This window comes from Xanthomonas sp. MUS 060 (assembly GCF_000963215.1).
Lineage (GTDB): Bacteria > Pseudomonadota > Gammaproteobacteria > Xanthomonadales > Xanthomonadaceae > Xanthomonas_A.
In genome coordinates this window covers 26,666-50,176 of sequence record NZ_JZIM01000008.1, presented here as the reverse complement: position 1 = coordinate 50,176, position 23,511 = coordinate 26,666, and the positions used below count along the sequence as shown (strand labels likewise).

At 64.0% G+C, this 23,511-nt stretch carries 14 protein-coding genes; 10 read left to right on the top strand and 4 right to left on the bottom strand.

What is annotated here, in order from left to right; genetic code table 11:
• Nucleotides 1-20: 20 nt before the first annotated feature.
• The 6 genes from XANALMUS060_RS09815 to XANALMUS060_RS09790 all read left to right on the top strand — a co-directional run bounded on the left by XANALMUS060_RS09815 (nucleotide 21) and on the right by XANALMUS060_RS09790 (nucleotide 7,750).
• The gene (locus XANALMUS060_RS09815) at nucleotides 21-2,156 is read left to right on the top strand and encodes an FUSC family protein (protein WP_045738245.1); all 2,136 of its coding nucleotides are present in this window, start codon (nucleotides 21-23) and stop codon (nucleotides 2,154-2,156) included.
• Nucleotides 2,157-2,187: 31 nt separating this feature from the next.
• Nucleotides 2,188-3,459, top strand: a complete 1,272-nt coding sequence (gene kynU, locus XANALMUS060_RS09810) for a kynureninase (protein ID WP_045738244.1) — start codon at nucleotides 2,188-2,190, stop codon at nucleotides 3,457-3,459.
• Nucleotides 3,460-3,508: 49 nt separating this feature from the next.
• The gene (locus tag XANALMUS060_RS09805) at nucleotides 3,509-4,873 is read left to right on the top strand and encodes an NAD(P)/FAD-dependent oxidoreductase (RefSeq protein WP_045738243.1); all 1,365 of its coding nucleotides are present in this window, start codon (nucleotides 3,509-3,511) and stop codon (nucleotides 4,871-4,873) included.
• Between the two features lie 174 nt (nucleotides 4,874-5,047).
• Nucleotides 5,048-6,487: an exodeoxyribonuclease I gene (sbcB, locus tag XANALMUS060_RS09800; RefSeq protein ID WP_045738242.1), complete on the top strand. Its 1,440-nt coding sequence runs from the start codon at nucleotides 5,048-5,050 to the stop codon at nucleotides 6,485-6,487.
• On the top strand, nucleotides 6,484-7,170 hold the full coding sequence (locus XANALMUS060_RS09795) for a DUF2461 domain-containing protein (RefSeq protein ID WP_045738241.1): 687 nt from the start codon (nucleotides 6,484-6,486) through the stop codon (nucleotides 7,168-7,170). The genes sbcB and XANALMUS060_RS09795 overlap by 4 nt, the downstream gene beginning before the upstream one ends.
• A 43-nt stretch (nucleotides 7,171-7,213) precedes the next feature.
• Nucleotides 7,214-7,750 carry a DUF2939 domain-containing protein gene (locus XANALMUS060_RS09790; protein WP_045738240.1) on the top strand — a complete coding sequence of 179 codons (537 nt, stop codon included), beginning with the start codon at nucleotides 7,214-7,216 and terminating at the stop codon, nucleotides 7,748-7,750.
• Nucleotides 7,751-7,836: 86 nt separating this feature from the next.
• Here XANALMUS060_RS09790 and XANALMUS060_RS09785 read toward each other — a convergent pair whose 3' ends face one another.
• The 3 genes from XANALMUS060_RS09785 to XANALMUS060_RS09775 all read right to left on the bottom strand — a co-directional run bounded on the left by XANALMUS060_RS09785 (nucleotide 7,837) and on the right by XANALMUS060_RS09775 (nucleotide 14,966).
• Nucleotides 7,837-8,802, bottom strand: a complete 966-nt coding sequence (locus XANALMUS060_RS09785; protein WP_045738239.1) for a 5'-nucleotidase — start codon at nucleotides 8,800-8,802, stop codon at nucleotides 7,837-7,839.
• Between the two features lie 122 nt (nucleotides 8,803-8,924).
• On the bottom strand, nucleotides 8,925-9,695 hold the full coding sequence (locus XANALMUS060_RS09780) for an NAD kinase (protein ID WP_152640463.1): 771 nt from the start codon (nucleotides 9,693-9,695) through the stop codon (nucleotides 8,925-8,927).
• A gap of 336 nt (nucleotides 9,696-10,031) precedes the next feature.
• Complete coding sequence (locus XANALMUS060_RS09775; RefSeq protein ID WP_235430441.1) at nucleotides 10,032-14,966, bottom strand: NAD-glutamate dehydrogenase domain-containing protein; 4,935 nt, start codon at nucleotides 14,964-14,966, stop codon at nucleotides 10,032-10,034.
• A gap of 543 nt (nucleotides 14,967-15,509) precedes the next feature.
• Here XANALMUS060_RS09775 and XANALMUS060_RS09770 point away from each other — a divergent pair.
• Nucleotides 15,510-16,763, top strand: a complete 1,254-nt coding sequence (locus XANALMUS060_RS09770; RefSeq protein WP_045738237.1) for an efflux RND transporter periplasmic adaptor subunit — start codon at nucleotides 15,510-15,512, stop codon at nucleotides 16,761-16,763.
• Nucleotides 16,764-16,775: 12 nt separating this feature from the next.
• Nucleotides 16,776-19,952 (top strand): multidrug efflux RND transporter permease subunit, encoded by a 3,177-nt coding sequence (locus tag XANALMUS060_RS09765; RefSeq protein WP_045738236.1) that lies wholly within the window; start codon nucleotides 16,776-16,778, stop codon nucleotides 19,950-19,952.
• 104 nt (nucleotides 19,953-20,056) lie between these two features.
• Here XANALMUS060_RS09765 and XANALMUS060_RS09760 read toward each other — a convergent pair whose 3' ends face one another.
• The gene (locus tag XANALMUS060_RS09760; protein ID WP_045738235.1) at nucleotides 20,057-21,205 is read right to left on the bottom strand and encodes an acyl-CoA dehydrogenase family protein; all 1,149 of its coding nucleotides are present in this window, start codon (nucleotides 21,203-21,205) and stop codon (nucleotides 20,057-20,059) included.
• Nucleotides 21,206-21,329: 124 nt separating this feature from the next.
• Here XANALMUS060_RS09760 and XANALMUS060_RS09755 point away from each other — a divergent pair, with 124 nt between their 5' ends.
• Nucleotides 21,330-22,328, top strand: a complete 999-nt coding sequence (locus XANALMUS060_RS09755) for a metalloregulator ArsR/SmtB family transcription factor (protein ID WP_045738234.1) — start codon at nucleotides 21,330-21,332, stop codon at nucleotides 22,326-22,328.
• Entirely contained in the window at nucleotides 22,325-23,467 is a 1,143-nt protein-coding gene (locus tag XANALMUS060_RS09750) for a homocysteine S-methyltransferase family protein (protein ID WP_045738233.1), read from the top strand. The genes XANALMUS060_RS09755 and XANALMUS060_RS09750 overlap by 4 nt, the downstream gene beginning before the upstream one ends.
• The last annotated feature ends 44 nt before the right edge of the window (nucleotides 23,468-23,511 follow it).

The window sequence follows — 23,511 nt, the reverse complement described above, 5'->3', positions numbered from 1 at the left end:
CCAACCGCTCTCGGGCAACGATGCTACGTAGCCTGATCGCACTGAAGCCGCGCGACGTCCCGATGCGGGTCGCGTTGCGCAATACCGTCGCGGTGGTGGCACCGCTGGCACTGGGCGTGGCCAGCGGGCATGCCGCAATCGGCCTGGCTGTGGCCACCGGTGCGCTCAATACCATGTTCTCCGATTTGCCTGGTCCATACCGGGCCCGCATGCAGCGCATGTTGATGGCCGCGCTGGCGGCAGGCGTGGCTGCCCTGCTGGGCATGCTGATCGGTACGCAGACCCTGACGCTAGCGCTGGCCGCACTGGTGATGGGCTTGGGCGGCGGCCTGTTGGTCGCGCTGGGGCCGGTCGCGGCCAGGGCCGGGCTGACCAGCATGATCCTGCTGGTGGTCAGCGCCGACGTACACCTGCCTGCGATGCAAAGCCTGGGCGTGGCCGCACTGATCTTCGCCGGTGGCGTGGTGCAGATGCTGATGGCGCTCGCGGCATGGCCCCTGCAACGGTATCGCCCCGAGCGCTTCGCCCTGGCGGACCTGATGCGGCAAATCGCCGGCATTGCGCGTCAACGGCCCAATGCGAGCACAGTGGCACCGGCAACCGAAGCCGTGCTCGAAGCAATGGTGATGCTGCACGGAGAGCACCGTTCGCGCGGACTGGCAGTGCAGTCGTTACGCATCATCGCCGAACTCTGCGAACGCACGCGGCAAGAACTACTGACCCTGTCCGACCTGCACGGGCGTCTGGAGACGACCTCCCCGGCGCGAGTACCGATCGAGCGCGTGCTCGAGCGCAGCGCGGTCGTGCTGGACCAACTGGCCTATGCCATGGATAACGCCGCCGATCCCAAAGCCGCAGCCGACGCGATGACCGGCTTCGACGATCTTGTCGCAACGCTGGCACAGGTGCAGGCGCAAACCGAAGACACCCGCGAGCGCCGCCTGCTGCGTATCGCGGTGGCCCGCGTACAAGGACTCGGCGGGCAGTTACGCGCACTGGTCCGCAACGGCCACTGGGCCAGCAGCCGCGGCGAGATCCAGGCTGAACTGGCCGAGGCACGCCTGCCGGCCGCGCTGCGGCCAAGGGCGCCACTGCAAACCTTGCGCGCCAACCTGCGCATGTCCTCGGTCGCGTTCCGGCATGCGTTGCGCTGTGGTGTGTGCCTGGCGCTGGCGGTGCTGTTCGCGCGCTGGCAGGCGATCCCGCACGGCTACTGGATCCCGATGACCACCGCGATCGTGCTCAAGCCGGATTTCGGTGGCACCCTGCGCTTCGGCGCACTCCGCGTGGCAGGCACCCTCGTCGGGCTGCTGCTGGCCACCGTCCTGACCCACGCCGTGATGGACGGGACGGTGGTGCGTCTGCTGTTACTCACCCTCTTTTGCCTGGGCTTCCGTCTGCTGACCCAGGTCAACTACGGCCTCGGCGTGGCCTCGCTGACCGGCATGCTGGTGCTGCTGCTGTCCTTCGAGGGGATGGCCCCAGGCCAGGCCATCGGCGAACGCATCCAGGCCACCCTGCTCGGCAGCGCCCTGGCGCTGGTCGCTTACGCACTGTGGCCGACCTGGGAACGCCAACATCTGCGCGCCACGCTGGCGCAATTGCTGCTGACCTATCGCGATCATTTGGTCGCAGTGCTGGAAGGCCGCCTGCAGGCCCTGCCGGAAACCCGCGCCGCCGCACGCACCGCGCGCACCAATGTGCAAGCCTCGATCGAGCGGCTGCGTGGCGAACCGCGGCGCAAGCGCAACCTGCGCGAACTCACCCTGGCCGAATCGGTACTGGCCAACGGCAACCGTCTGATCCGCGCCTCACTGATGTTGGAAGCCGTACTGCGGGAAGCACCAGCGCAACCGGCACTACCGGAGTTGCAGCACTTCCACGAACAGGCCCACAGCGCCTTGACCCAACTGGCCGACAGCCTGCACGAGGGCACCCCACCAGCGCCGGCGACGCTGCGTGCCGACGAACGTCGCCTGGCCGAAGCGCTGGCCGCACATGCACACGAGGGGGCCGAGAACAGCGTGCTATCGGCCCTGGCCGATACCAGCGACCGTATCGCCGACAGCATCGGCACCCTGACCCACGTGCTGCGCAGCGCGCTCTTGCCGGGTGCGCCCAGCGGCCTCGACAAAGCCGCACTGCGCCAGCGTTAAACTCTTGCCCTGTTCCCGGAAACCACCGCCGATGCACGCGCCCCTGTCCCGCCAGCACGCCATCGCCCTCGACGCCGCCGACCCACTGCGTGCGCTACGGCAGCAATTTCTGTTCCCACAGCATCAAGGTGCCGACCAGGCCTATTTCGTCGGCAACTCCCTGGGCCTACAGCCACGCGGCGCAGGCGCCGCCGTGCAGGAAGTGCTGGACACATGGTCGACCCTGGCCGTGGAAGGCCATTTCAACGGTGCGACGCAGTGGATGAGCTACCACGAATTACTCGCCGCGCCACTGGCGCGCCTGGTCGGTGCGCAACCGCACGAAGTGGTGGCGATGAACACGCTGACGGTGAACCTGCACCTGCTGATGGTCAGCTTCTACCGCCCGACCCGCGAGCGCCCGGCGATCTTGATCGAAGCCGGTGCATTCCCCTCCGACCGGCATGCGGTCGTCTCGCAGATCCGCTTCCATGGCTTCGATCCGGCGACCGACCTGATCGAAGTGCAGCCCGACAGCGCCGACGGCACGGTGTCGCTGGAGGCGATCGCGCGCACCATCGACGAACACGCACCGCGCCTGGCGCTGGTGCTATGGCCCGGCGTGCAGTACCGCACCGGTCAGGCCTTCGATCTGGCCGCAGTGGCGCAGTTGGCGCGCAAGGCCGGCGCGGCGCTGGGCTTCGACCTGGCCCACGCGATCGGCAACCTCCCACTGCATCTGCACGACATCGGCGCGGATTTTGCAGTGTGGTGCCATTACAAGTATCTCAACGCCGGCCCTGGTGCGATCGCCGGTGCCTTCGTGCATGAGCGGCACGGGCATGGCGATACGCCGCGTTTTGCCGGCTGGTGGGGCCACGACAAGCGCAGTCGGTTTCAAATGCAGCCCGACTTCGTCGCCGCGCCCGGTGCCGACGGCTGGCAACTCAGCAACCCGCCGATCCTGAGCATGGCGCCGCTACGCGCCTCGTTGGAATTGTTCGAACGCGCCGGCATGCCCGCATTGCGGCACAAATCGCAACAACTCACCGGTTACCTGGAAACGCTGATCCACGCACGACTGGCCAACACCTTGCAGATCCTCACCCCCTCCGATCCGGCGCAACGCGGCTGCCAACTGTCGTTACGCGTGGCCGGCGGTCGCGCGCGTGGCCGCTCGCTGTTCGAATACCTGCAATCGGTCGGCGTCCTCGGCGACTGGCGCGAGCCGGACGTCATCCGCATCAGCCCGGTCCCACTGTACAACCAGTATCACGATGTCTACCGCTTCGTCGAAGCCGTGGAAACCTGGGCAGGCCGCTGAGCCGCGCCTTCCTGCGCGGCACCTCGCCGCGTCTCTGTCGGACACCGAATTGAATCACTCTTCTCGCAACATCACTCTGATCGGCGCCGGCCTGGCCGGCTCCCTGCTTGCCATCCTGCTCTCGCGCCAAGGCTGGCAGGTCACCGTGTACGAACGCCGTGGCGATCCGCGCATCCACGATTACGAGCGTGGTCGCTCGATCAACATGGCCCTGGCCGAGCGCGGCCTGCATGCTTTACGCCAAGCCGGCGCGGACACCGCGGTGATGGCCAAGGCGGTGATGATGCGCGGGCGCATGGTGCACCTTGCCGATGGGCAAGCGCAGTTGCAGCGCTACGGGCGCGACGACAGCGAAGTGATCTGGTCGGTGCACCGCAAGGATCTCAACATCACCCTGCTGCAGTTGGCCGAGCAGGCCGGTGCGCGCATCCATTTCTACCACCGCCTGCACACGGTGGATTTCGACGCTGGCTACGCGCGCTTCATCGACGACCGTAACGACCAGCCGCACGACATCCATTTCGATAGCATGATCGGCGCCGATGGCGCCGGCTCGGCGCTGCGCAGGGCGATGCAACGTCAGGCGCCGATGGCCGAGCACATCGAATTCCTCGACCATTCCTACAAGGAACTGGAAATCCCTCCCGCCGCCGATGGCAGCTTCCGCATCGAGCCCAACGTCTTGCACGTGTGGCCGCGCGGCCATTACATGTGCATCGCCCTGCCCAATCACGAAGGTACCTTCACCGTTACCTTGTTTCTGCCCAACAAGGGCGAGCCAAGCTTCGCCAACATCCGTAGCGGCAAAGAGGCAGTGGCGCTGTTCGCGCACGACTTCGCCGATGCGCTGCCGCTGATGCCGCAACTGGCCGAACACTGGGAACAGCATCCGCCTGGTCTGCTCGGCACGCTGTGCCTGGAGCGCTGGCACCTGGGCGCACGCGCGGTGCTGCTCGGCGATGCAGCGCACGCGATGGTGCCGTTCCACGGACAAGGCATGAATTGCGCCTTCGAAGACTGCGTGGCCCTGGCCGCGCATCTACAACGCGAACCCGACCTTGCCCGCGCCTACGCCGCATTCGAAGCCGAGCGCAAACCCAACGCCGGGGCCATCCAACAGATGGCGCTGGAAAACTACATCGAAATGCGCGACCGCGTCGGCGATAGCGGTTTCCTGCTGCAACGCGAATTGGAACAGGCACTGCAAGCACGCTATCCGACCCGTTTCGTGCCGCACTACAGCATGGTCACTTTCCTGCGTACGGGATATGCGCAAGTGCTCGAACGCAGCCAGATCCAACGCGACATCCTGGTGCAGGCGACGCAGGGCCACTGCGATTTGAGCCGGATCGACTGGAACTGGCTGGAACGCACCGTGCATGCGCGCCTGACACCACTGGAGGGGGCACGCTGAGACGATCTGGCTTACCCTGATGGGCGCAATAGCGCCACAGCCTTGGCCGCGCGAGCAGCAACGTCCATCGCGACGGATCGCACCAAGGCCAGCCAGAATCCCACCAATCACCACACCTCCAAGGATTGGCTGGGTTCACGACGCACAACTCGCCCACACCATCACGATGCAACCATGCCAGACAGCTTTCTGTTCTACGACCTGGAAACCTTCGGTGCCGACCCACGACGCACACGGATCGCCCAGTTCGCGGCGGTGCGGACCGACGCGGCACTGAATCAGATCGAGGAACCAATCAGTTTCTTCGTGCAGCCAGCCGACGACCTGCTGCCCTCTCCGGTCGCCACCCTGATCACCGGTATCACCCCACAGCAAGCGCTGCGCGAAGGCATCAACGAAGCCGACGCGTTCGCGCGCATCGTCGAGCAGATGGCGCGGCCACAGACCTGCACCTTGGGCTACAACTCGCTGCGCTTCGATGACGAATTCATCCGCCACGGCCTGTTCCGCAACTTCCACGATCCCTACGAGCGCGAATGGCGCGGTGGTAATTCGCGCTGGGACCTGCTGGACATGTTGCGGCTGATGCACGCCCTGCGCCCGGATGGCATCGTCTGGCCGCAGCGCGAAGATGGCGCCACCTCGTTCAAGCTGGAGCAGTTGGCGCTCGCCAATGGCGTGCGCGACGGCGACGCGCACGAGGCGCTCTCCGACGTCTACGCCACCATCGGCATGGCCCGGCATTTCCGTCGCTGCCAACCGCGCTTGTGGGACTACGCACTGAAACTGCGCGACAAGCGTTTCTGCGCCAGCCTGCTGGACGTGACCGCGATGCAACCGGTCCTGCATGTATCGATGCGCTACCCGGCCTCGCGTCTGTGTGCCGCCCCAGTGCTGCCGCTGACGCGACACCCGCGCATCGACAGCCGGGTGGTGGTGTTCGACCTGGAAGGCGACATCGACGCGCTATTGCGCTGCACACCGGAAGAAATCGCCGACCGCCTCTACACCCCGCAAGCCGACTTGCCCGAAGGCGAACAACGCATCCCACTCAAGGAAGTGCATCTGAACAAGGCACCAGCCTTGGTCGCGTGGGCGCATTTGCGCGAAGCCGAATTCGAACGACTGGGCATCGACCCGGCACAAGCGCAGGCCAAGGCCGCGCGCTTGCGCGCGGCCGGCCCGAGCTTGGCGGAGAAGGTACGCCGCGTCTTCGCCAGCGAGCGAGCCAGCACACCCGCCGACGTCGATGCCTCCCTCTACGATGGCTTTCTGGCCGATACGGATAAGCGCGCAATGGCACAAATACGGGCGACGGCACCAACACAGTTGGCGCCACTGGAGCGCAGCCTGCGCGATCCACGCCTGCCCGAACTGTTGTTCCGCTACCGCGCGCGCAACTGGCCGCAGACGCTATCGAGCGCCGAACAGACGCGCTGGGACGATTACCGACGCCAGCGCTTGCAAGTCGACAACGGCCTGTCCGAGTTGACCTTCGAGCGCTATGCCGCGCAACTGACCGATTTACGTCTAGCTCACCCTGAAGATGCTACCAAGCACATTCTGCTCGACCAATTGGCCGCTTGGAGCCAAGACCTGCAACGCACCCTATGACCAGCTATTTCAGCGACGCCAGCCTCAAATTTCTGCGTGCCCTGGCCCGGCACAATGACAAGACCTGGTTCAACGCCAATCGGCATCAATACGAAGAACATGTGCGTCAGCCGTTCCTGCGCCTGATCGTCGATTTACAGCCTGACTTGGCCCAGCTCAGCGAACATTTCCGCGCAGACCCGCGCGGCGTGGGCGGCTCGCTGTTGCGCATCCACCGCGACGCGCGCTTTTCCCACGACAAATCGCCCTACAAGACCTGGCAGGGTGCGCGCCTGTTCCACGCACGACGCAAGCAAGTGCCGGCGCCATCGTTCTACATCCACCTGGAGCCGGGCGAGAGCTTCGTCGGCGCCGGGCTATGGCATCCGGAACCGGAGACACAGCGCAAGGTGCGTCAGTTTATCTTCGACAATCCCGGCAGTTGGAAGAGCGCCGCGCACGCGCCGGCGCTGCGTCGGCGCTTCGAACTTGAAGAAAGCGAAGTCTTGGTGCGACCACCGCGCGGCTTTCCTGCCGAATTTCCGTTCATCGACGATCTCAAGCACAAGAACTGGGTGTTCTGGCGCCACCTCGACGATGCGGCCATGACCGGGCCAAAGCTGCGCGCGCAGATCGCCACCGACCTGCGCACGCTGGGGCCGTTCGTGGATTACCTGTGCGCGGCGCTGGATCTGGAATTCTGAAAGCCCATCGCGACAACGACACCCGCACACCCGGAGACATGCGATGAAGAAATGGCTGGCGTTGCTGTTGTTCGCGATGTTGGGGCTCGGCGGCTACGTCGTCGCCGGTCCGTATCTGGCGATCCACGGGATCGAACAGGCGCTGCGCCAGCGCGATGCCGCCGCGCTGGAGAACTATGTCGACTTCCCTACGCTGCGGGTCAATCTGAAAGCACAATTGGACGATGCGCTGTTGCGCCGCGCCGGACCCGACATGCAAGCGAACCTGTTCGGCGGCGCGTTGTTGTCGCTGGCCGGCAGCGTCGGTGGCATGAGCGTGGATGCGCTGGTCACACCGGCCGGCATCGGCGCACTGCTGCAGGGCGATGCGCTGTGGAAACGCGCCAGCGGCGATACCGTCGGCGGCGACACCTATGCCGCGCCGCGTCCACCACAGCCACTGCAACAGGCCGAACAACGCTTCGAGTCGACCTCACGCTTCGTGGCCACGATACACACGACCGATGGCACTGCCGTGCCGTGCGTGTTCACCCGCGATGGCCTGCACTGGAAACTCAGCAACATCCTGTTACCACTGTAAATGGCGGGTTTGCTGCGACAGACCTCGGCAACCTCGCCTACACCACACACCAGCGCAATGTAGCGGACCCGCTCGCGCCGCAGCGCTCACGGCGTAGCGATATCGTTGGCTACCCCATGCGGCACATGACCGGCGGCGACCCGCTCGCGCGCGGCACTGTCGATGTTGTGCTGCGAATCGTCGAAGAAGATGTCCGCGCCGAACGCCTGCAAAAACGGCCCCTTATGACGGCCGCCGAGGAACAAGGCTTCATCCAAGCGCACGCCCCAGTCGCGCAGCGTGCGAATCACACGTTCGTGCGCTGGCGCCGAGCGCGCAGTCACCAATGCCGTGCGGATCGGCGAGGCATCACCGGCCGGAAATGCCGATTGCAAGGCCTGCAAAGCCGATAGGAAATTGCGGAACGGACCGCCGGTCAGCGGCTGGCGTGCGTTTTCGCGCTCGTAGCGACCGAATGCCTCCACGCCCTGCTCGCGCGCGAGTCGCTCGCCCTCGTCGCCGAAGATCACCGCATCGCCATCGAAGGCGATGCGCAACTGCGTGGACAGACGTCCAGCGTCCAGCGCACCGGCCGCCACAGCCGCTTCCTGCGCATGTTCGCCCGGTGGCTTGGGCAGGATCGTCGCCGCGGCAACCCCATGACTGAGCGCACGCCGCACCGATTCCGGATTGGCCGACAGGAACAAATCGGTACCGAACGGTTTGACATAGGGCCAGGTCGCTTCGCCGGAGGTGAAGGTCGCGCGGACGATGTCCAAGCCGTAATGCTGGATCGAATTGAAGATGCGCAGACCGGTGTCGGCGGAGTTGCGCGAGAGCAGGATCACCTCCACCGGCGGAGTCTCCGGCGGCGTGCCCTGGTTCAGCGCCAACAACTTGCGTACCACCGGGAAGGCCACGCCGGGCAGGAGCACATCGTCCTCGCGTTCGCGCTGATAGACGCTATACGCCTGAACCCCCTCGCGTTCGAACAAGGCATGGCCTTCTTCCAAGTCGAACAGCGCACGCGAGGTAACCGCGACAGTGAGCAGACGGGGAGCATTGTCAGGCATGGACTGGGAACTCGAAACTCAGGACTCGGAAAACATCCAACCGCACCAGTGTAGCCGAGCCTGCGCAATGGGCACCGAACGCACTGCAGCGCTTGAGCGAAGCTGCAGCTCCACGTTCACGCTCACACAATGAACTGCTCGCTCAGGATCCGCTCTTCCAAATTGTGTTCCGGATCGAACAGCAGCGTGACCAGCCGATCGCGCGATTCACGGATGGTCACTTCGACCACGTCGCGGGTTTCGTGCGAGTCGGCGGTGACGCTGACCGGACGCTTGTAGGGATCCAGAACCCGAATGCGCACTTCGGTATCGGCCTTGAGGATCGCACCACGCCAGCGCCGTGGCCGATATGGGGCAATCGGTGTCAACGCCAGGGTATGCGAGCCCAATGGCAGAATCGGCCCATGCGCCGAAGAGTTGTAAGCGGTGCTACCGGCCGGCGTGGCGACCATCACGCCGTCGCCGATCAGCTCATCGATCTTGGTCTGGCCGTTGAGATCGATGCTCACATGCGCCGCCTGACGGGTCTGCCGCAGCAGTGAGACCTCGTTGTAGGCCAGCGAGCCGGTGGTGGCGCCGGATTCAGTATGCGCCAGCATCTCCAGCGGTCGTAGCTTGGCCGGTTCGGCCAAAGACAAACGCGCCAGGAAGTCTTCGGCACGAAATTGATTCATCAAGAAACCGACCGTGCCCAACTTCATGCCGAATACCGGCTTACCCATTCCGCCGTGGCGATGCAGGGTTTGCAACATGAATCCATCGCCGCCGAGCGCACACAGCACATCGGCCACAACTGGCTCGTCATCGCCATAGCGCGCAACCAACTGCGCATGCGCCTGCTGCGCCTCCGGCGTGGCACTGGCGAGGAAACAGATCCGGGGCGAAGACGGCAATAAAGGGGCATTCATCGCGCCGATCATAACCGGCCTGGCATGACTGCGTCGTCGCATAAAACCATGTTTAGAACATTGTCGCACCGCGAGCGCAACCCGCATCACCACGACGTACCGAAACACCACAGCCGCCCACTTCCAGCAGCGGCGTGGGCGACTCAGCCAATCCGCCTGTGGACCGGATCATTGCACTCCACCTGGAGCAATGCGGCACTCTCCAGATACGCGGCAGGCAGCAACGCCGCGAGGCAGAGACAAAACGCCCGCCCCACGCTCACGATCGTCTACGAACGAACGCTCTGCGCAGACCCGCACGCACGGGCCTGAGCATGCGGGTTACACCGCATGCACCGCCAGTTGGCTCAGACGCTGCACCGCCACCGACAACGTCGGGTAATCCAGAGTTTTCTGCGCCGCCAACTCCTGCAGCATGCTCAAGGTGAAGCGCAGACTGCTGTCGTCGCGCTGTAACCACTGTTGCACCTTGACTTCGGCGGTGGCACCCGGCACGGCCAGCACTTGCCCAGCCAGCGCGCTGTGCTGCTTGGCCAATTCATCGCGGAGCACGCCACGGGCCACCGCATGCCAGCGCCCATTGACTTCCAACGCGTCGATTTGCTCTAACAACCACGGTAATTGCAGGGCCTCGCCGAGGCGGAAATGCACCTTCGACACCTCCACCGGCTTGAGCTTGCGGGTACGCGCCATTTCGATGATGTCAAATGCCGGCTCCAGGAAGCGCAGTTCGGACAACTGCTGCGCCAACGCCGCAGGCAACCCCTTATCCTGCCACTGCTGCACCAGCGCCTCGTACAGTGGCCGCTGCGTTTCGGGCAATACCCCGGAAGCGACACGAATGGCGTTGAACGGCTCGTGGTAGCGCTCTACCGCCGCCGTGATACCGGGCATCGTGCCCGGCCGGAACAACAGCCAGCGCACGAACGCTCGCTGCAAGGTCCAGATCACTTCCAGGGCATCGATCTGCACCGATTCGGGCACCTTGCCGTCGAGCGCATCGATCTGCGTCCACAACGCGCGCGCATCCAGCGTCTCGCGGCTGATGGTATAGGCCTTGGCGACCTCGGCAATGCTGCGGCCGGTGTCCTCCTGCATACGCATCAGGAAGGTGGCCCCCATGCGGTTGATGGTGGTATTGGTCACCGCAGTGGCGATGATCTCGCGCTTGAGGCGGTGCCGCTCCATCGCATCGGCATACTTTTTCTGCAGCGGCCGTGGGAAGTAACGTTGCAGCTCCTTGGACAGGTAAGGGTCCTCGGGGATGTCCGATTCCAGCAGTTGCTGGAACGTGACCAGTTTGGAGTAGGACAGCAGCACCGCCAACTCCGGCCGGGTCAGACCCTGACCGCGTGCCTTGCGCGCGGAAATCTCCGCATCCGAAGGCAGATATTCGATTTGTCGATCGAGCAGCCCCTGCGCTTCCAGGGTGCGGATGAAATGCTGCTTGGATCCCAGGCGTTTGACGCTCATCCGCTCCATCAGGCTAAGCGCCTGGTTCTGGCGGATGTTGTCCCACAACACCAGTTCGGCGACCTCTCCGGTCATCGAGGCCAACAGCGTGTTGCGTGCCTGCAGCGTCAGTTTCTTGGCCTGCACCACATCGTTGAGCAGGATCTTGATGTTGACCTCATGGTCGGAGGTGTCCACACCGGCCGAGTTGTCGATGAAGTCGGTGTTGAGCAGCACGCCGGCCTGTGCCGCCTCGATACGACCGAGCTGGGTCAGACCCAGATTGCCGCCCTCGCCCACGATGCGACAGCGCAATTGGCCACCGTTGACGCGCAGGCCGTTGTTGGCACGGTCGCCGACATCGCCATGGGTCTCGCTGGTGGCTTTGACATAAGTACCGATGCCGCCATTCCAGAACAAATCCACCGGTGCCTTGAGGATGGCGTGCATCAGCTCGTTGGGCGACAGCTGCTTGATCCCCGCCTCCAAACCGAGCGCGGCGCGTACCGGCGCGCTGATCTCGATCGACTTGAGTGTGCGCGGATAGACACCGCCGCCAGCACTGATCCGCTTGGCGTCGTAGTCGGCCCAGCTGGAACGTGGCAATTTGAACAATCGCTCGCGTTCGGCGAACGCCACCGCCGTATCCGGGTTCGGGTCCAGGAAAATATGCCGATGGTCGAATGCGGCCAGCAGGCGCAAATGCCGCGACAACAGCATGCCGTTGCCGAACACATCGCCGGACATGTCGCCGATCCCCACACAACTGAAGTCCTCGCTCTGACAATCGCGGCCCAGCGCGCGGAAGTGACGCTTGACCGATTCCCAGGCACCGCGCGCAGTGATGCCCATGCCTTTATGGTCATAGCCCACCGAACCACCAGAGGCGAACGCATCGCCAAGCCAGAAACCGTGGTCCAGCGCCAACCCATTGGCGATATCGGAGAACGTGGCCGTGCCCTTGTCCGCGGCGACCACAAGATACGGATCGTCCTGATCGTGGCGCACCACCTGCGGCGGCGGCACGATCTTGCCGCCCACGATGTTATCGGTAATGTCCAGCAGGCTCTGGATGAACAACTTGTAGCAGGCGATCCCTTCGGCCAGCACCGCATCGCGCTCGCCGCCAGCGGGCGGGCGCTTGCAGAAGAAACCGCCCTTGGCACCCACCGGCACGATGACCGTGTTCTTGACCATCTGCGCCTTGACCAGACCAAGGACCTCGGTGCGGAAATCCTCGCGACGGTCCGACCAACGCAAGCCGCCACGCGCTACCGCACCGAAGCGCAAGTGCACGCCTTCCACGCGCGGGCTGTAGACGAAGATCTCGCGATACGGACGCGGCTTTGGCAGGTCCGGCACCATCGACGAATCCAACTTGAAGCTGATGCAATGCCCCAACCCACCCTCGGCGGTGCGCTGGTAATAGCTGGTGCGCAGCGTCGCTTCGATCACGCCCTTGAAGCTGCGCAGGATACGATCCTCATCCAGGCTGGCGACCTGATCGAACAACTTCAACAGCGCCGCACCGACCGCCTCCAGTTGTGTCTCGCGGCTGCCGCTGCGCGCGTCGATCACTGGCTGTAGCGCTTTCAGCGCGATCTCCTCGCCCTTGGCAAGCCGCCACAATTGCGCCGACAGTGCCGCCTGACCATCGGTGATCTGCGCCTTGCTCTGGCCGCCGGTCGCCGGATCGAAGCGTGCCTCGAACAATTCCACCAACAAACGCGCCAACAGCGGGTAGCCGTTGCAGGTCGTCTCGACGTAGACCTGCGAGAACGGCACGCCGGTCTGTAGCAGATATTTGCAATAACCGCGCAGGATCGCCACTTGGCGCCAACTCAGGCTTGCGCCGACGATCAAGCGATTGAAGCCATCGTTCTCGGCCTCACCGCGCCAGATCCGCACGAATGCCTCGCACAGCGGCGCATCGGCAGTGTCCACGTCGATCATGCCAGCCAGTGGCACAACCTCGAAATCCTGGATGGACAATGGCGTTCCATCCACGGTGAGCCGATAGGGACGCTCGGAAATCACCCGCAACCCCAGGTTCTCCAGCATCGGTAACACGTCCGACAGCGGCAAATCGTCGTGCTGACGATAGAGTTTCAGACGCAGGCTGTCGCTGCCGTCGCGGTACAACGCCTGCAAGCTCAGATGCAGGTCTTCCGGACCACGCAGCGCGGCCAGGCGTTCGACATCGCGTGCGGCGATCTGCGCGGTCGATTCCTCGATATAACCGGCCGGCAGCGCACGACCATAACCGGCCGCCAGACGCAAACCATCGCGCTCGCCGCAGTTGGCAACCAACGCCTCGCGCAAATCGTCGTGCCAGTTGCGCAACAGGTGCGCCAGGCGCGACTCCAATTCGGTGGTATCAAATTCCAACGCCTCGCCCAGCTTTGGCCGCGCAATCAGGTGCAACTGCGCCAATGGCGATTCGCCCAGCACCACGTTGGCGTCGATGTACTCGGCATGCAGCGCGTCCTTCAGCAGTGCCTCGATGCGTAGGCGCACATCGGTATTGAAGCGTTCGCGCGGGATGTACACCAACGCCGAAATGAAGCGACCGTACTTGTCGCGGCGCAGGAACAAGCGACTACGCACCCGCTCCTGCAGGCCGAGGATGCCCATCGCGGTGCGGTACAGTTCTTCCTCATTGGATTGGAACAGCTCCTCGCGCGGCAGCGTCTCCAAAATGTGGCGCAAGGCCTTGCCACTGTGGCTGCTCGGAGTCAGCTCGGATTTGCGCATCACGTAGTCGTAGCGCTCGCGTACCAGCGGGATTTCCGATGGGCGGCGGTTGTAGGCGCTGGAAGTGAACATGCCGAGGAAACGCTGCTCGGCGACGATGCGTCCCTTGGCATCGAACTCCAACACGCCGATGTAGTCCATGTAGCCACTGCGGTGCACCCGCGAGCGCGCGTTGGTCTTGGTCAGGATCAACGCATCCTTGGTACCTGCCTCGCTGAGGCCCTGCGCGGCAAGCGTGCGCACTGGACGCGCCGGCGACTTGTCCTGACCACGCAGAAGACCCAGGCCACTGTCTTGCAACGGCGCCAGCATGTCTTCGCCGCCCTGCTTTTCCACCCGGTACTCGCGGTAGCCGAAGAAAGTGAAATGATCGGCCGCAGCCCACCGCAGGAACTCCTGCGCCTCGCGCCGGCCCTTGTCGTCTACCGGCAAACGCCGCGTGGTCAGGTCATCGGCCAGGGTCAGCATCTTCTCGCGCATGCCACCCCAATCGCGCACGATGGTGCGCACCTCGCCGAGAATGCGCTGGATCGCCGCCTGCACCCGTGGCATTTCCTCCGGCGGATGGCGATCAATCTCCAGCGCCATCAGCGATTCCGGCTTGCCTTCGCCGATGCTTTCCAACGCGCCGTTCTTGTCGCGTTGCATGCGCAACACCGGATGGCCAAGGACATGCACGCCGATGCCCAGGTCCGAGAGCAAAATGCTCACCGAATCGACCAGAAACGGCATGTCGTCGTTGACGATCTGCAGCACGGTATGCGTGGACTCCCAGCCATCGTCTCGCAGCGTCGGATTGAACATCCGCACGTTGGCCGTTCCGGGTTTGCGCTTGCGCGCGAATTCCAGCATCGAGGCGGCCAACGCGGCCCACTCTGGCGGGGTATGGTGAGGGAATTCGTCCTCCTCCATACGCCTGTAGAACGCCTCGGCAAAGGCCTGCGCCTGCTCCTGGCGAGCGGCGGGGTAGCGCTTGCGCAGCGCGGCGAACACCGGCCCCAAACTGAAACCCACCGCCGCCATCGGTGCGGCATCGATCACCTTGGCCATGGCCTCCACGACCGGCACCGACTTGCGCGAAGTCGCCGCAGGCTTGGCTTTCGACCTGGATGTTGGTTTGGCAACGGATGGGGTCGCTGGCTGACGGGCGGCAACCGAGGATTTGCTGGAACCGGGAGCGACGTTTTTAGGCTTCATGGCGGAGAGCTGCAACGATGCTCGATAGTAAGGCCAAAATTGTAATAGCGACACCTGCCAATCACGTGCTGGATCGCGAACCGGATCGGTCCATACCGCCAGGCGCCAGCGCACCACAGAACAGCCACAATCGCCCCATCACACTCATCCTTCGTCATGATCGAGCGCGACTATCTCCATCCGGATGAGGGGTGAAACGTATGGTGGTCATGGCTATCCAAATTATAAACTAGACGGTATAGTTCAAAATTATGAGCCTCTTTTCATGCTCCCGCCACCGGTTGTGTCAAGCGAACGACCACCGCATCCGCGAGGCTGTGCACAGCCTGTGCTCCGGGCAAGATATAGCCCTGATGGCGGCTTGCATCTTCACATTCTGACCGGAGTATCGCCCCCATGACCTCCACATTCACATTGCGCTCTCTCGCCCTGGCCTGCGCCGTCGTGGTGTCCCTGGCATCGTGCAAGAAGCAAGAACAACAGCAGGCCATGCCACCGCCTGAAGTGGGCGTGTTGCAGGCCCAGCCGCAGACCGTGCCGCTGCAACGCGAACTGGTCGGTCGGCTGACCGCATTCCGTAGCGCCGACGTGCGCGCACGCGTTGCCGGCGTGCTGGAGAAACGCATCTACATCGAAGGTAGCGACGTCGAGCAAGGCCAGCCGCTATTCCAGATCGATCCTGCACCGCTGCATGCGGCGCTGGCCTCGGCACAGGGGCAACTGGCGGCGGCCGAAGCCGACTACGCCAATTCCAAAGCCGCCGCCAGCCGCGCCCGCAGCCTGGCGCCAAAGGCCTACGTGTCCAAGTCCGACCTGGATACCGCCGAAGCCAGCGAACGCCGTGATTCGGCGGCGGTGCAGCAAGCCCGCGCGGCCGTGGAAACCGCGCGCATCAACCTCGGCTATGCCACCGTGACCGCTCCCATTGCCGGCCGCGCCGGCAAGCAGCAGGTCACCGAAGGCGCGCTGGTCGGCCAGGGCAGCGCCACCTTGCTGACCACCATCGACCAACTCGATCCGCTGTATGTCAATTTCTCGATGAGCGCCGACGAGCTTGCCCAACTGCGTCAGGCACAGAGCAACGGCAACGTCACCCTGAGTGCAGAAGACCAGTCCACGCTGCAGGTCAAACTTGGCGACGGCAGCACCTACGCGCATACAGGCACCCTGGATTTCTCCGGCGCCACGGTCGACCCCAGCACCGGCTCGGTGACGCTGCGCGCGCAGTTACCGAACCCCGAGCGGGTGCTGTTGCCGGGCGCCTTCGTCAGCTTCACGGCCAACTTCGGCCAGCGCAAAGACGTCTATCTGATCCCGCAGGTCGCGGTGTTGCACGATGCCAAGGGCGCCTACGCCATGGCGGTGGGCAAGGACGGCAAGGTGCTGCGCAAGGATCTCACTCTGGTCGGCCAACAGGGCGACCGTTGGATCGTCGGCGCCGGCCTACAGGCTGGCGATCAGGTCGTGGTCAGCGGCCTGCCCAAGGTCAAGGAAGGCGGAGCGGCCATCGCCAAACCGTGGACAGCGGACACCCCAACCCAGCCGGGAGGCCCCGCGTCGGCCAAGCCGGGCAGTGGCCAACCGCAGGGCGCGGCGCACGGCGACACGCCGGCCGCCGCGACCGCTTCCGCCCAGCCGAAACAGCAGTAACGGACCTTCACCATGCCTAAGTTCTTCATCGAGCATCCGGTCTTCGCCTGGGTGGTGGCGATCTTGATTTCGCTCAGCGGCGTGATCGCCATCCTCAACCTCGGCGTGGAGTCTTATCCGTCGATCGCACCGCCGCCTCAGGTCACCGTCAGCGCGAGCTACCCCGGCGCCAGCGCCAGCGCCACCGAGCGCTCGGTCACCCAGGTGATCGAGCAACAACTGACCGGCATCGATCACCTGCTGTACTTCAATTCGTCCTCGTCCTCCAATGGCAGCGCCAGCATCACCCTCACCTTCGAGACCGGAACCAACCCGGATATCGCGCAGGTGCAGGTACAGAACAAGGTCTCACTGGCGACGCCGCGCCTGCCCTCGGAAGTGACCGCCCAGGGCGTGGTGGTGGCCAAGGCCAACGCCGGCTTCCTCAGTGTGATCGCACTGCGTTCGGACAATCCTTCGATCGACCGCGATGCGCTCAACGACATCGTCGGCTCGCGGGTCCTGGAACAGATCTCGCGCGTACCCGGTGTCGGTAGCACCCAGCAGTTCGGTGCCGAGTACGCCATGGACGTCTGGCTGAACCCGGAGAAATTGCAGGGTTACCACATGTCCGCCAGCGACGTGTTCAACGCGATCCGCGCGCAGAACGTGCAGTTCGCCGCCGGTTCGATCGGCTCGGATCCGGCACCGCAAGGGCAGTCGTTCACCGCGACGGTCAGCGCCGAGGGCCGCTTCAGCTCGCCCGAGCAGTTCGAGAACATCATCCTGCGCGCCGATGGCAACGGCACCGTGGTGCGACTGAAGGACGTGGCACGGGTCGCGTTCGGCCCGACCACCTTCGGCTTCGACACCCAGTACAACGGCAAGCCGACCGGCGCCTTCGCCATCCAGTTGCTACCGGGTGCCAATGCGCTGAACGTGTCCGCAGCGGTCAAGGCGAAGATGGACGAACTGCAGCCGAGCTTTCCGCAAGGCGTCACCTGGTTCACGCCTTACGAGAGCACCACCTTCGTCAAGATCTCGATTGAGGAAGTGGTCAAGACCCTGGCCGAGGCAATCGTGCTGGTGTTCCTGGTGATGCTGATATTCCTGCAGAACTTCCGCGCCACCCTCATCCCCACGCTGGTGATCCCGGTGGCGCTGCTGGGCACCTTCCTCGGCATGTGGATCATCGGCTTCACCATCAACCAATTGACCCTGTTCGCGATGGTGCTGGCGATCGGCATCGTGGTCGACGATGCGATCGTGGTGATCGAGAACGTCGAACGCATCATGTCCGAGGAGCATCTGGCGCCGAAAGCGGCCACGCACAAGGCGATGAATCAGATCACCGGCGCGGTGGTGGCGATCACCGTGGTGCTGGCGGCGGTGTTCATCCCCTCGGCCATGCAACCTGGCGCTGCCGGCGCGATCTACAAGCAGTTCGCGATCACCATCGCGATGTCGATGGGCTTCTCCGCATTCCTTGCACTGAGCTTTACTCCGGCGCTATGCGCGGCCTTCCTCAAGCCGACACACAACGCCAATCCGAACTGGCTCTATCGCACCTTCAACACTTACTACGACAAGCTATCGCAGCGTTATGTCGGCGCGGTCGGCGGCAGTATCCGGCACACGCCACGCTGGATGGCGGTGTTCGCCCTGCTGGTGGTGCTGTGCGGCTTCCTGTTTACGCGCATGCCGGGCAGCTTCCTGCCGGAAGAGGATCAGGGGTTCGCTCTGGCAATCGTGCAGTTGCCGCCGGGTGCGACCAAAGCACGTACCAACCAGGTGTTCGCGCAAATGCGCGGCATATTGCAGCAGCAGAAAGCGGTCGAAGGAATGCTGCAGGTGGCTGGCTTCAGTTTTCTGGGACGCGGCGAAAATGTGGGCATGGGCTTCATCCGGCTCAAGCCCTGGGAAGAGCGCACGGTCACCGCAAGCGAACTGATCCAGCAATTGAACGGAATGTTCTACGGCATCAAGGACGCGCAGATTTTCGTGGTGAACCTGCCCACGGTGCAGGGACTTGGCCAATTCGGTGGCTTCGACATGTGGCTGCAGGACCGTAGCGGCGCGGGCCAGGAGGCGCTGCTGCAGGCCCGCAACATGCTGCTCGGCAAGGCTGCGCAGCGTCAGAACACGCTGGCCGGAGTCCGCCCGAACGGCCTGGAGAACGCGCCGCAGTTGCAACTCAAGGTCGATCGCGTGCAGGCGCAGTCGATGGGCCTGTCGATCAACGATATCTACCAATCCATCCAGTTGATGCTGGCGCCTGTCTACGTCAACGACTTCTTCTACGAAGGTCGCATCAAGCGCGTCAACATGCAGGCTGACGCACCGTTCCGCATCGGTCCGGAGTCGCTGCGTAATTTCTATGTACCCAGCAGCACCGCCACCGACGATAGCGGCCTGCGCCAGATGATCCCATTGAGCACCGTGGTGAAGTCGGACTGGGAATACGGCTCGCCATCGCTGAGCCGCTACAACGGCTATTCGGCGATGAACATTGTCGGCAACCCGGCCCCGGGCAGCAGCTCCGGCCAGGCGATGAGCGCGATGGAAGACATCGTCACCAACGATCTGCCAAAGGGCTTCGGCTTCGACTGGAGTGGCATGTCCTACCAGGAGATCATCGCCGGCAATACCGCCACGCTGCTGCTGGTCCTGTCGATCGTGGTGGTGTTCCTGTGCTTGGCAGCGTTGTACGAGAGTTGGTCGATTCCGGTCTCGGTGCTGTTGGTGGTGCCGATCGGCGTGCTCGGCGCAGTCGCGTTCTCGCTGCTGCGCGGGCTGCCCAACGACATCTACTTCAAAATCGGTCTGATCACGGTGATCGGCCTGGCGGCGAAGAACGCGATTTTGATCGTGGAATTCGCCGTGGAGCAGCGCGCGATGGGCAAGACCTTACGCGAGGCTGCGGCAGAGGCGGCGCACCTGCGCTTCCGTCCGATTCTGATGACCTCGTTCGCGTTCATCCTCGGCGTGCTGCCGATGGCCATCTCCAGTGGCGCGGGCGCCAACGCACGCCACGCGATCGGCACCGGCGTGATCGGCGGAATGCTGTTCGCCACGCTGTTCGGCGTGTTGTTCATCCCGCTGTTCTTCGTGGTGGTGCGGCACATGCTCGGCGACAAGCTGGACGCGCCTTCGCAGGAATACGTCACCCGCCAGGAGCAGGGCATGAACCTGCATCAGCAGGATCGGTAAAGCGTCGCGCGCCTGGACACCGGGCACGCGCAAAACCCTCCGTGCAGCGACAAAAAAGCGGCTGAAACGCCGCTTTTTTGTCTGTAGACATCAGCGACTGCGGCTCAACGCAATCCCGTTTCGTTGCGCGCGATCACCAGCCGTTGGATTTCCGAGGTTCCTTCGTAGATTTCGGTGATCTTGGCGTCGCGGAAATAGCGCTCCAGTGGCATTTCCTTGGAATAACCCATACCGCCATGGATCTGCACCGCCTGGTGGGTGATCCACATCGCCGCTTCGGAGGCGGTCAGCTTGGCCACCGACGCTTCGGTGGTAAATTGCTGTCCCTGCCCCTTCAACCAAGCGGCACGCAGGGTGAGCAGCAATGCCGCATCCAGCTTGCACTTCATGTCGGCGATCTTGGCCTGGGTCATCTGAAATGTGCCGATCGGCGAACCGAATGCCTTGCGCTCCTTCACGTAGTCCAACGTCGCCTGGTAGGCCGCCCGCGCAAGACCGATGGCCTGCGAGGCAATGCCGATACGCCCTGCGTCGAGCACGCTCATCGCGATTTTGAAACCCTCTCCCGGCGTCCCCAGCACCTGGTCCGCCGTCGCCAGATAATCCTGGAATTCGATCTCGCAGGTGGCCGAAGCGCGGATGCCCAGCTTGGGTTCGGTCTTGCCACGATGGAACCCCGGCTTGTCGGTGTCGATCACGAAGGCGGTGATACCGCGTGCGCCCCGCTCCGGTTCACTCATCGCAAATAGCACGATGTACTTGGCAACCGGACCGGAGGTGATCCAGCTCTTCTTGCCGTTGATCAGGAAGCTGCCATCGTCCCGACGCAGCGCACGGCAGCGCATCGCGGTGGCATCGGAGCCGGACTGCGGCTCGGTCAGCGCAAAGGCACCGATCTGTTGTCCCTGCGCGATGGCGCGCACGTATTTCTGCTTCTGCGCCTCGTCGCCGTTCTTGAGGATGCCGCCGCAAAACAGCGAATTATTGACCGACATGATGGTGGAATGCGCCGCGTCGCCAGCGGCGATCTCGATCATGGCCAGCACATAGGCGATGGGATCCATGCCAGCGCCACCGTATTGCTCCGGTACCTCGATGCCCATCAAACCGTTCTCGCCCAGCAGGCGAATATTTTCCAGTGGAAACTCACCGGTACGGTCGTAGTGTTCGGCGCTGGGTGCGATCCGTTCCTGGGCGATGCGCCGCGCCACGTCCTGGATCATCAATTGCTCATCGCTAAGTTTGAAATCCACCTCGCGCCTCCCGGTCGTGTTGGTACGCACATCTTAACCACCGACCATACGCCAGCGTTTGCCTGACTTGACCCGACCTACTTAGCAACCGAAAATATCTCTATATCGCGATATGGAGATATTTATGGATCTGGAGGACTGGTCGACCAGATTGAAGGTGTTCGCCGATGCGACCCGGGTACGCCTGTTGGCGCTACTGGAGCAAGAAGAACTGACCGTGGCCGAACTCTCGGCGATCACCCGCCTGGCGCAACCGCGCGTCTCGACCCATCTGGCCAAACTCAAGGAGGCCGGGCTGGTCCGCGACCGCCGTGCTGGCGTGTCGGCCTATTATCGCTTCGACGAAAGCCTGCTGGACCCGGCGCAACGCGCACTGTGGCTGGCGCTGAGCACCGGCAGCGACGACCCGCTGCTGCGCCAGGACGCCGAACGCGTGGCAGCAGTCCTGGCCAACCGCGCCACCGACCAGAACTGGGCCGACTCGGTCGCCGGCGACATGGAACGCCACTATTCGCCCGGGCGCACTTGGGAAGCGCTGGCGCGCACCGCACTGCCGCTGCTGGAGACCGGAGACGTCCTGGATATCGCCTCCGGCGACGGCGTCCTGGCCGAGCTGGTCGCTCCGCATGCGCGGCGCTACGTGTGCATCGACACCAGCGCGCGCGTGGTGGCCGCGGCCAGCGAACGCTTGCGGCGGCTGAGCAACGTGGAGGTGCGCGAGGGCGACATGCATGCGCTGCCGTTCGCAGATGCCAGCTTCGACCTGGTGGTGATGATGCACGCGTTGACCTACGCCACCAAACCGGCGCACGCTGTCTGGGAATCGGCGCGCGTGTTGCGCCCCGGCGGTCGCCTGTTGCTATGCAGCCTGGCCCACCACGAACACAAGGCCGCCGTGCAGGCCTACGGCCATGTCAATCTCGGCTTCTCGGCCAAGGAACTGCGCAAGTTCATCCACAAGGCCGGACTGGAGGTCTCCAGCCTGGAAACCGTGACCCGGGAAAAGCGCCCCCCGCATTTCGAGGTGATTTCGTTGATCGCGGTCAAGCCGGGAGAACCGAGCACTCCCCCGCATGCGGAAAATCTCCCATCATCCAAGATCAGTACGGGAACCCTGTCATGAACGCCTCCGCCTCTCCTCAAGGCCCAAGCCTGCCCTGGCTGCATCCGCAGCGGGCGCAGGCGCTGCTGCAGGCGCTGTCCGAGCGCATCCTCATCATCGATGGCGCGATGGGCACCATGATCCAGCGCCATGGCTTGCAGGAAGCCGATTATCGCGGCGAGCGTTTCGCCGCCGGCTACGACAGCGCGCAAGCTCAGCATGTGCATGGCCCTGGCTGCGATCATGCGGTGCATGGTCACGACCTGAAAGGCAATAACGATCTCTTGCTGCTGACACGCCCGGAAGTGATCGCCGAGATCCACCGCGCCTATCTCGAAGCCGGCGCCGACCTGCTGGAAACCAATACCTTCAACGCCACCGCGATCAGTCAGGCCGATTACCATCTGGAACACTTGGTCTACGAACTCAACAAAGCCGGCGCGCGGGTCGCGCGCGAGTGCTGCGACGCGGTGGAAGCACAACAAGCCCGCGACGGTGGACCGGACAAACCACGCTTTGTGATCGGCGTCCTCGGCCCGACCAGCCGCACCGCCTCCATCAGCCCCGACGTCAACGACCCCGGCTACCGCAACACCAGCTTCGACGAACTGCGCGCCACCTACCGCGAAGCCATCGATGGCCTGATCGACGGCGGTGCCGACACGCTGATGGTCGAGACGATCTTCGATACGCTCAACGCCAAGGCCGCGCTGTACGCGATTGAGGAGGTGTTCGACGCGCGCGGCGGACGCCTGCCGGTGATGATCTCCGGCACCATCACCGACGCCTCCGGACGCACCCTGTCCGGACAGACCGCCGAAGCGTTCTATGCCTCGGTCGCGCATGGTCGGCCACTGTCGGTCGGCTTGAACTGCGCGCTAGGGGCCAAGGATCTGCGACCACACGTGGAGACCCTGGCACGGATCGCCGACGGCTACGTCAGCACGCACCCCAACGCCGGCCTACCCAACGCATTCGGCGAATACGACGAAAGCCCAGAGGAAATGGCCGCCACGCTCAAAGAATTTGCCGAAGCGGGGCTGTTGAATCTGGTCGGTGGTTGTTGTGGCACCACCCCCGCTCACATCCGCGCGATCGCCGAGGCAGTGCGCGGGCTGCGTCCACGCCTGCCGCTGGCAGCGCAGCGGCAGGCCGCCTGAGATGTACACACAGCGCGCCGCTGTCGCCACCGCCTTACCGATGG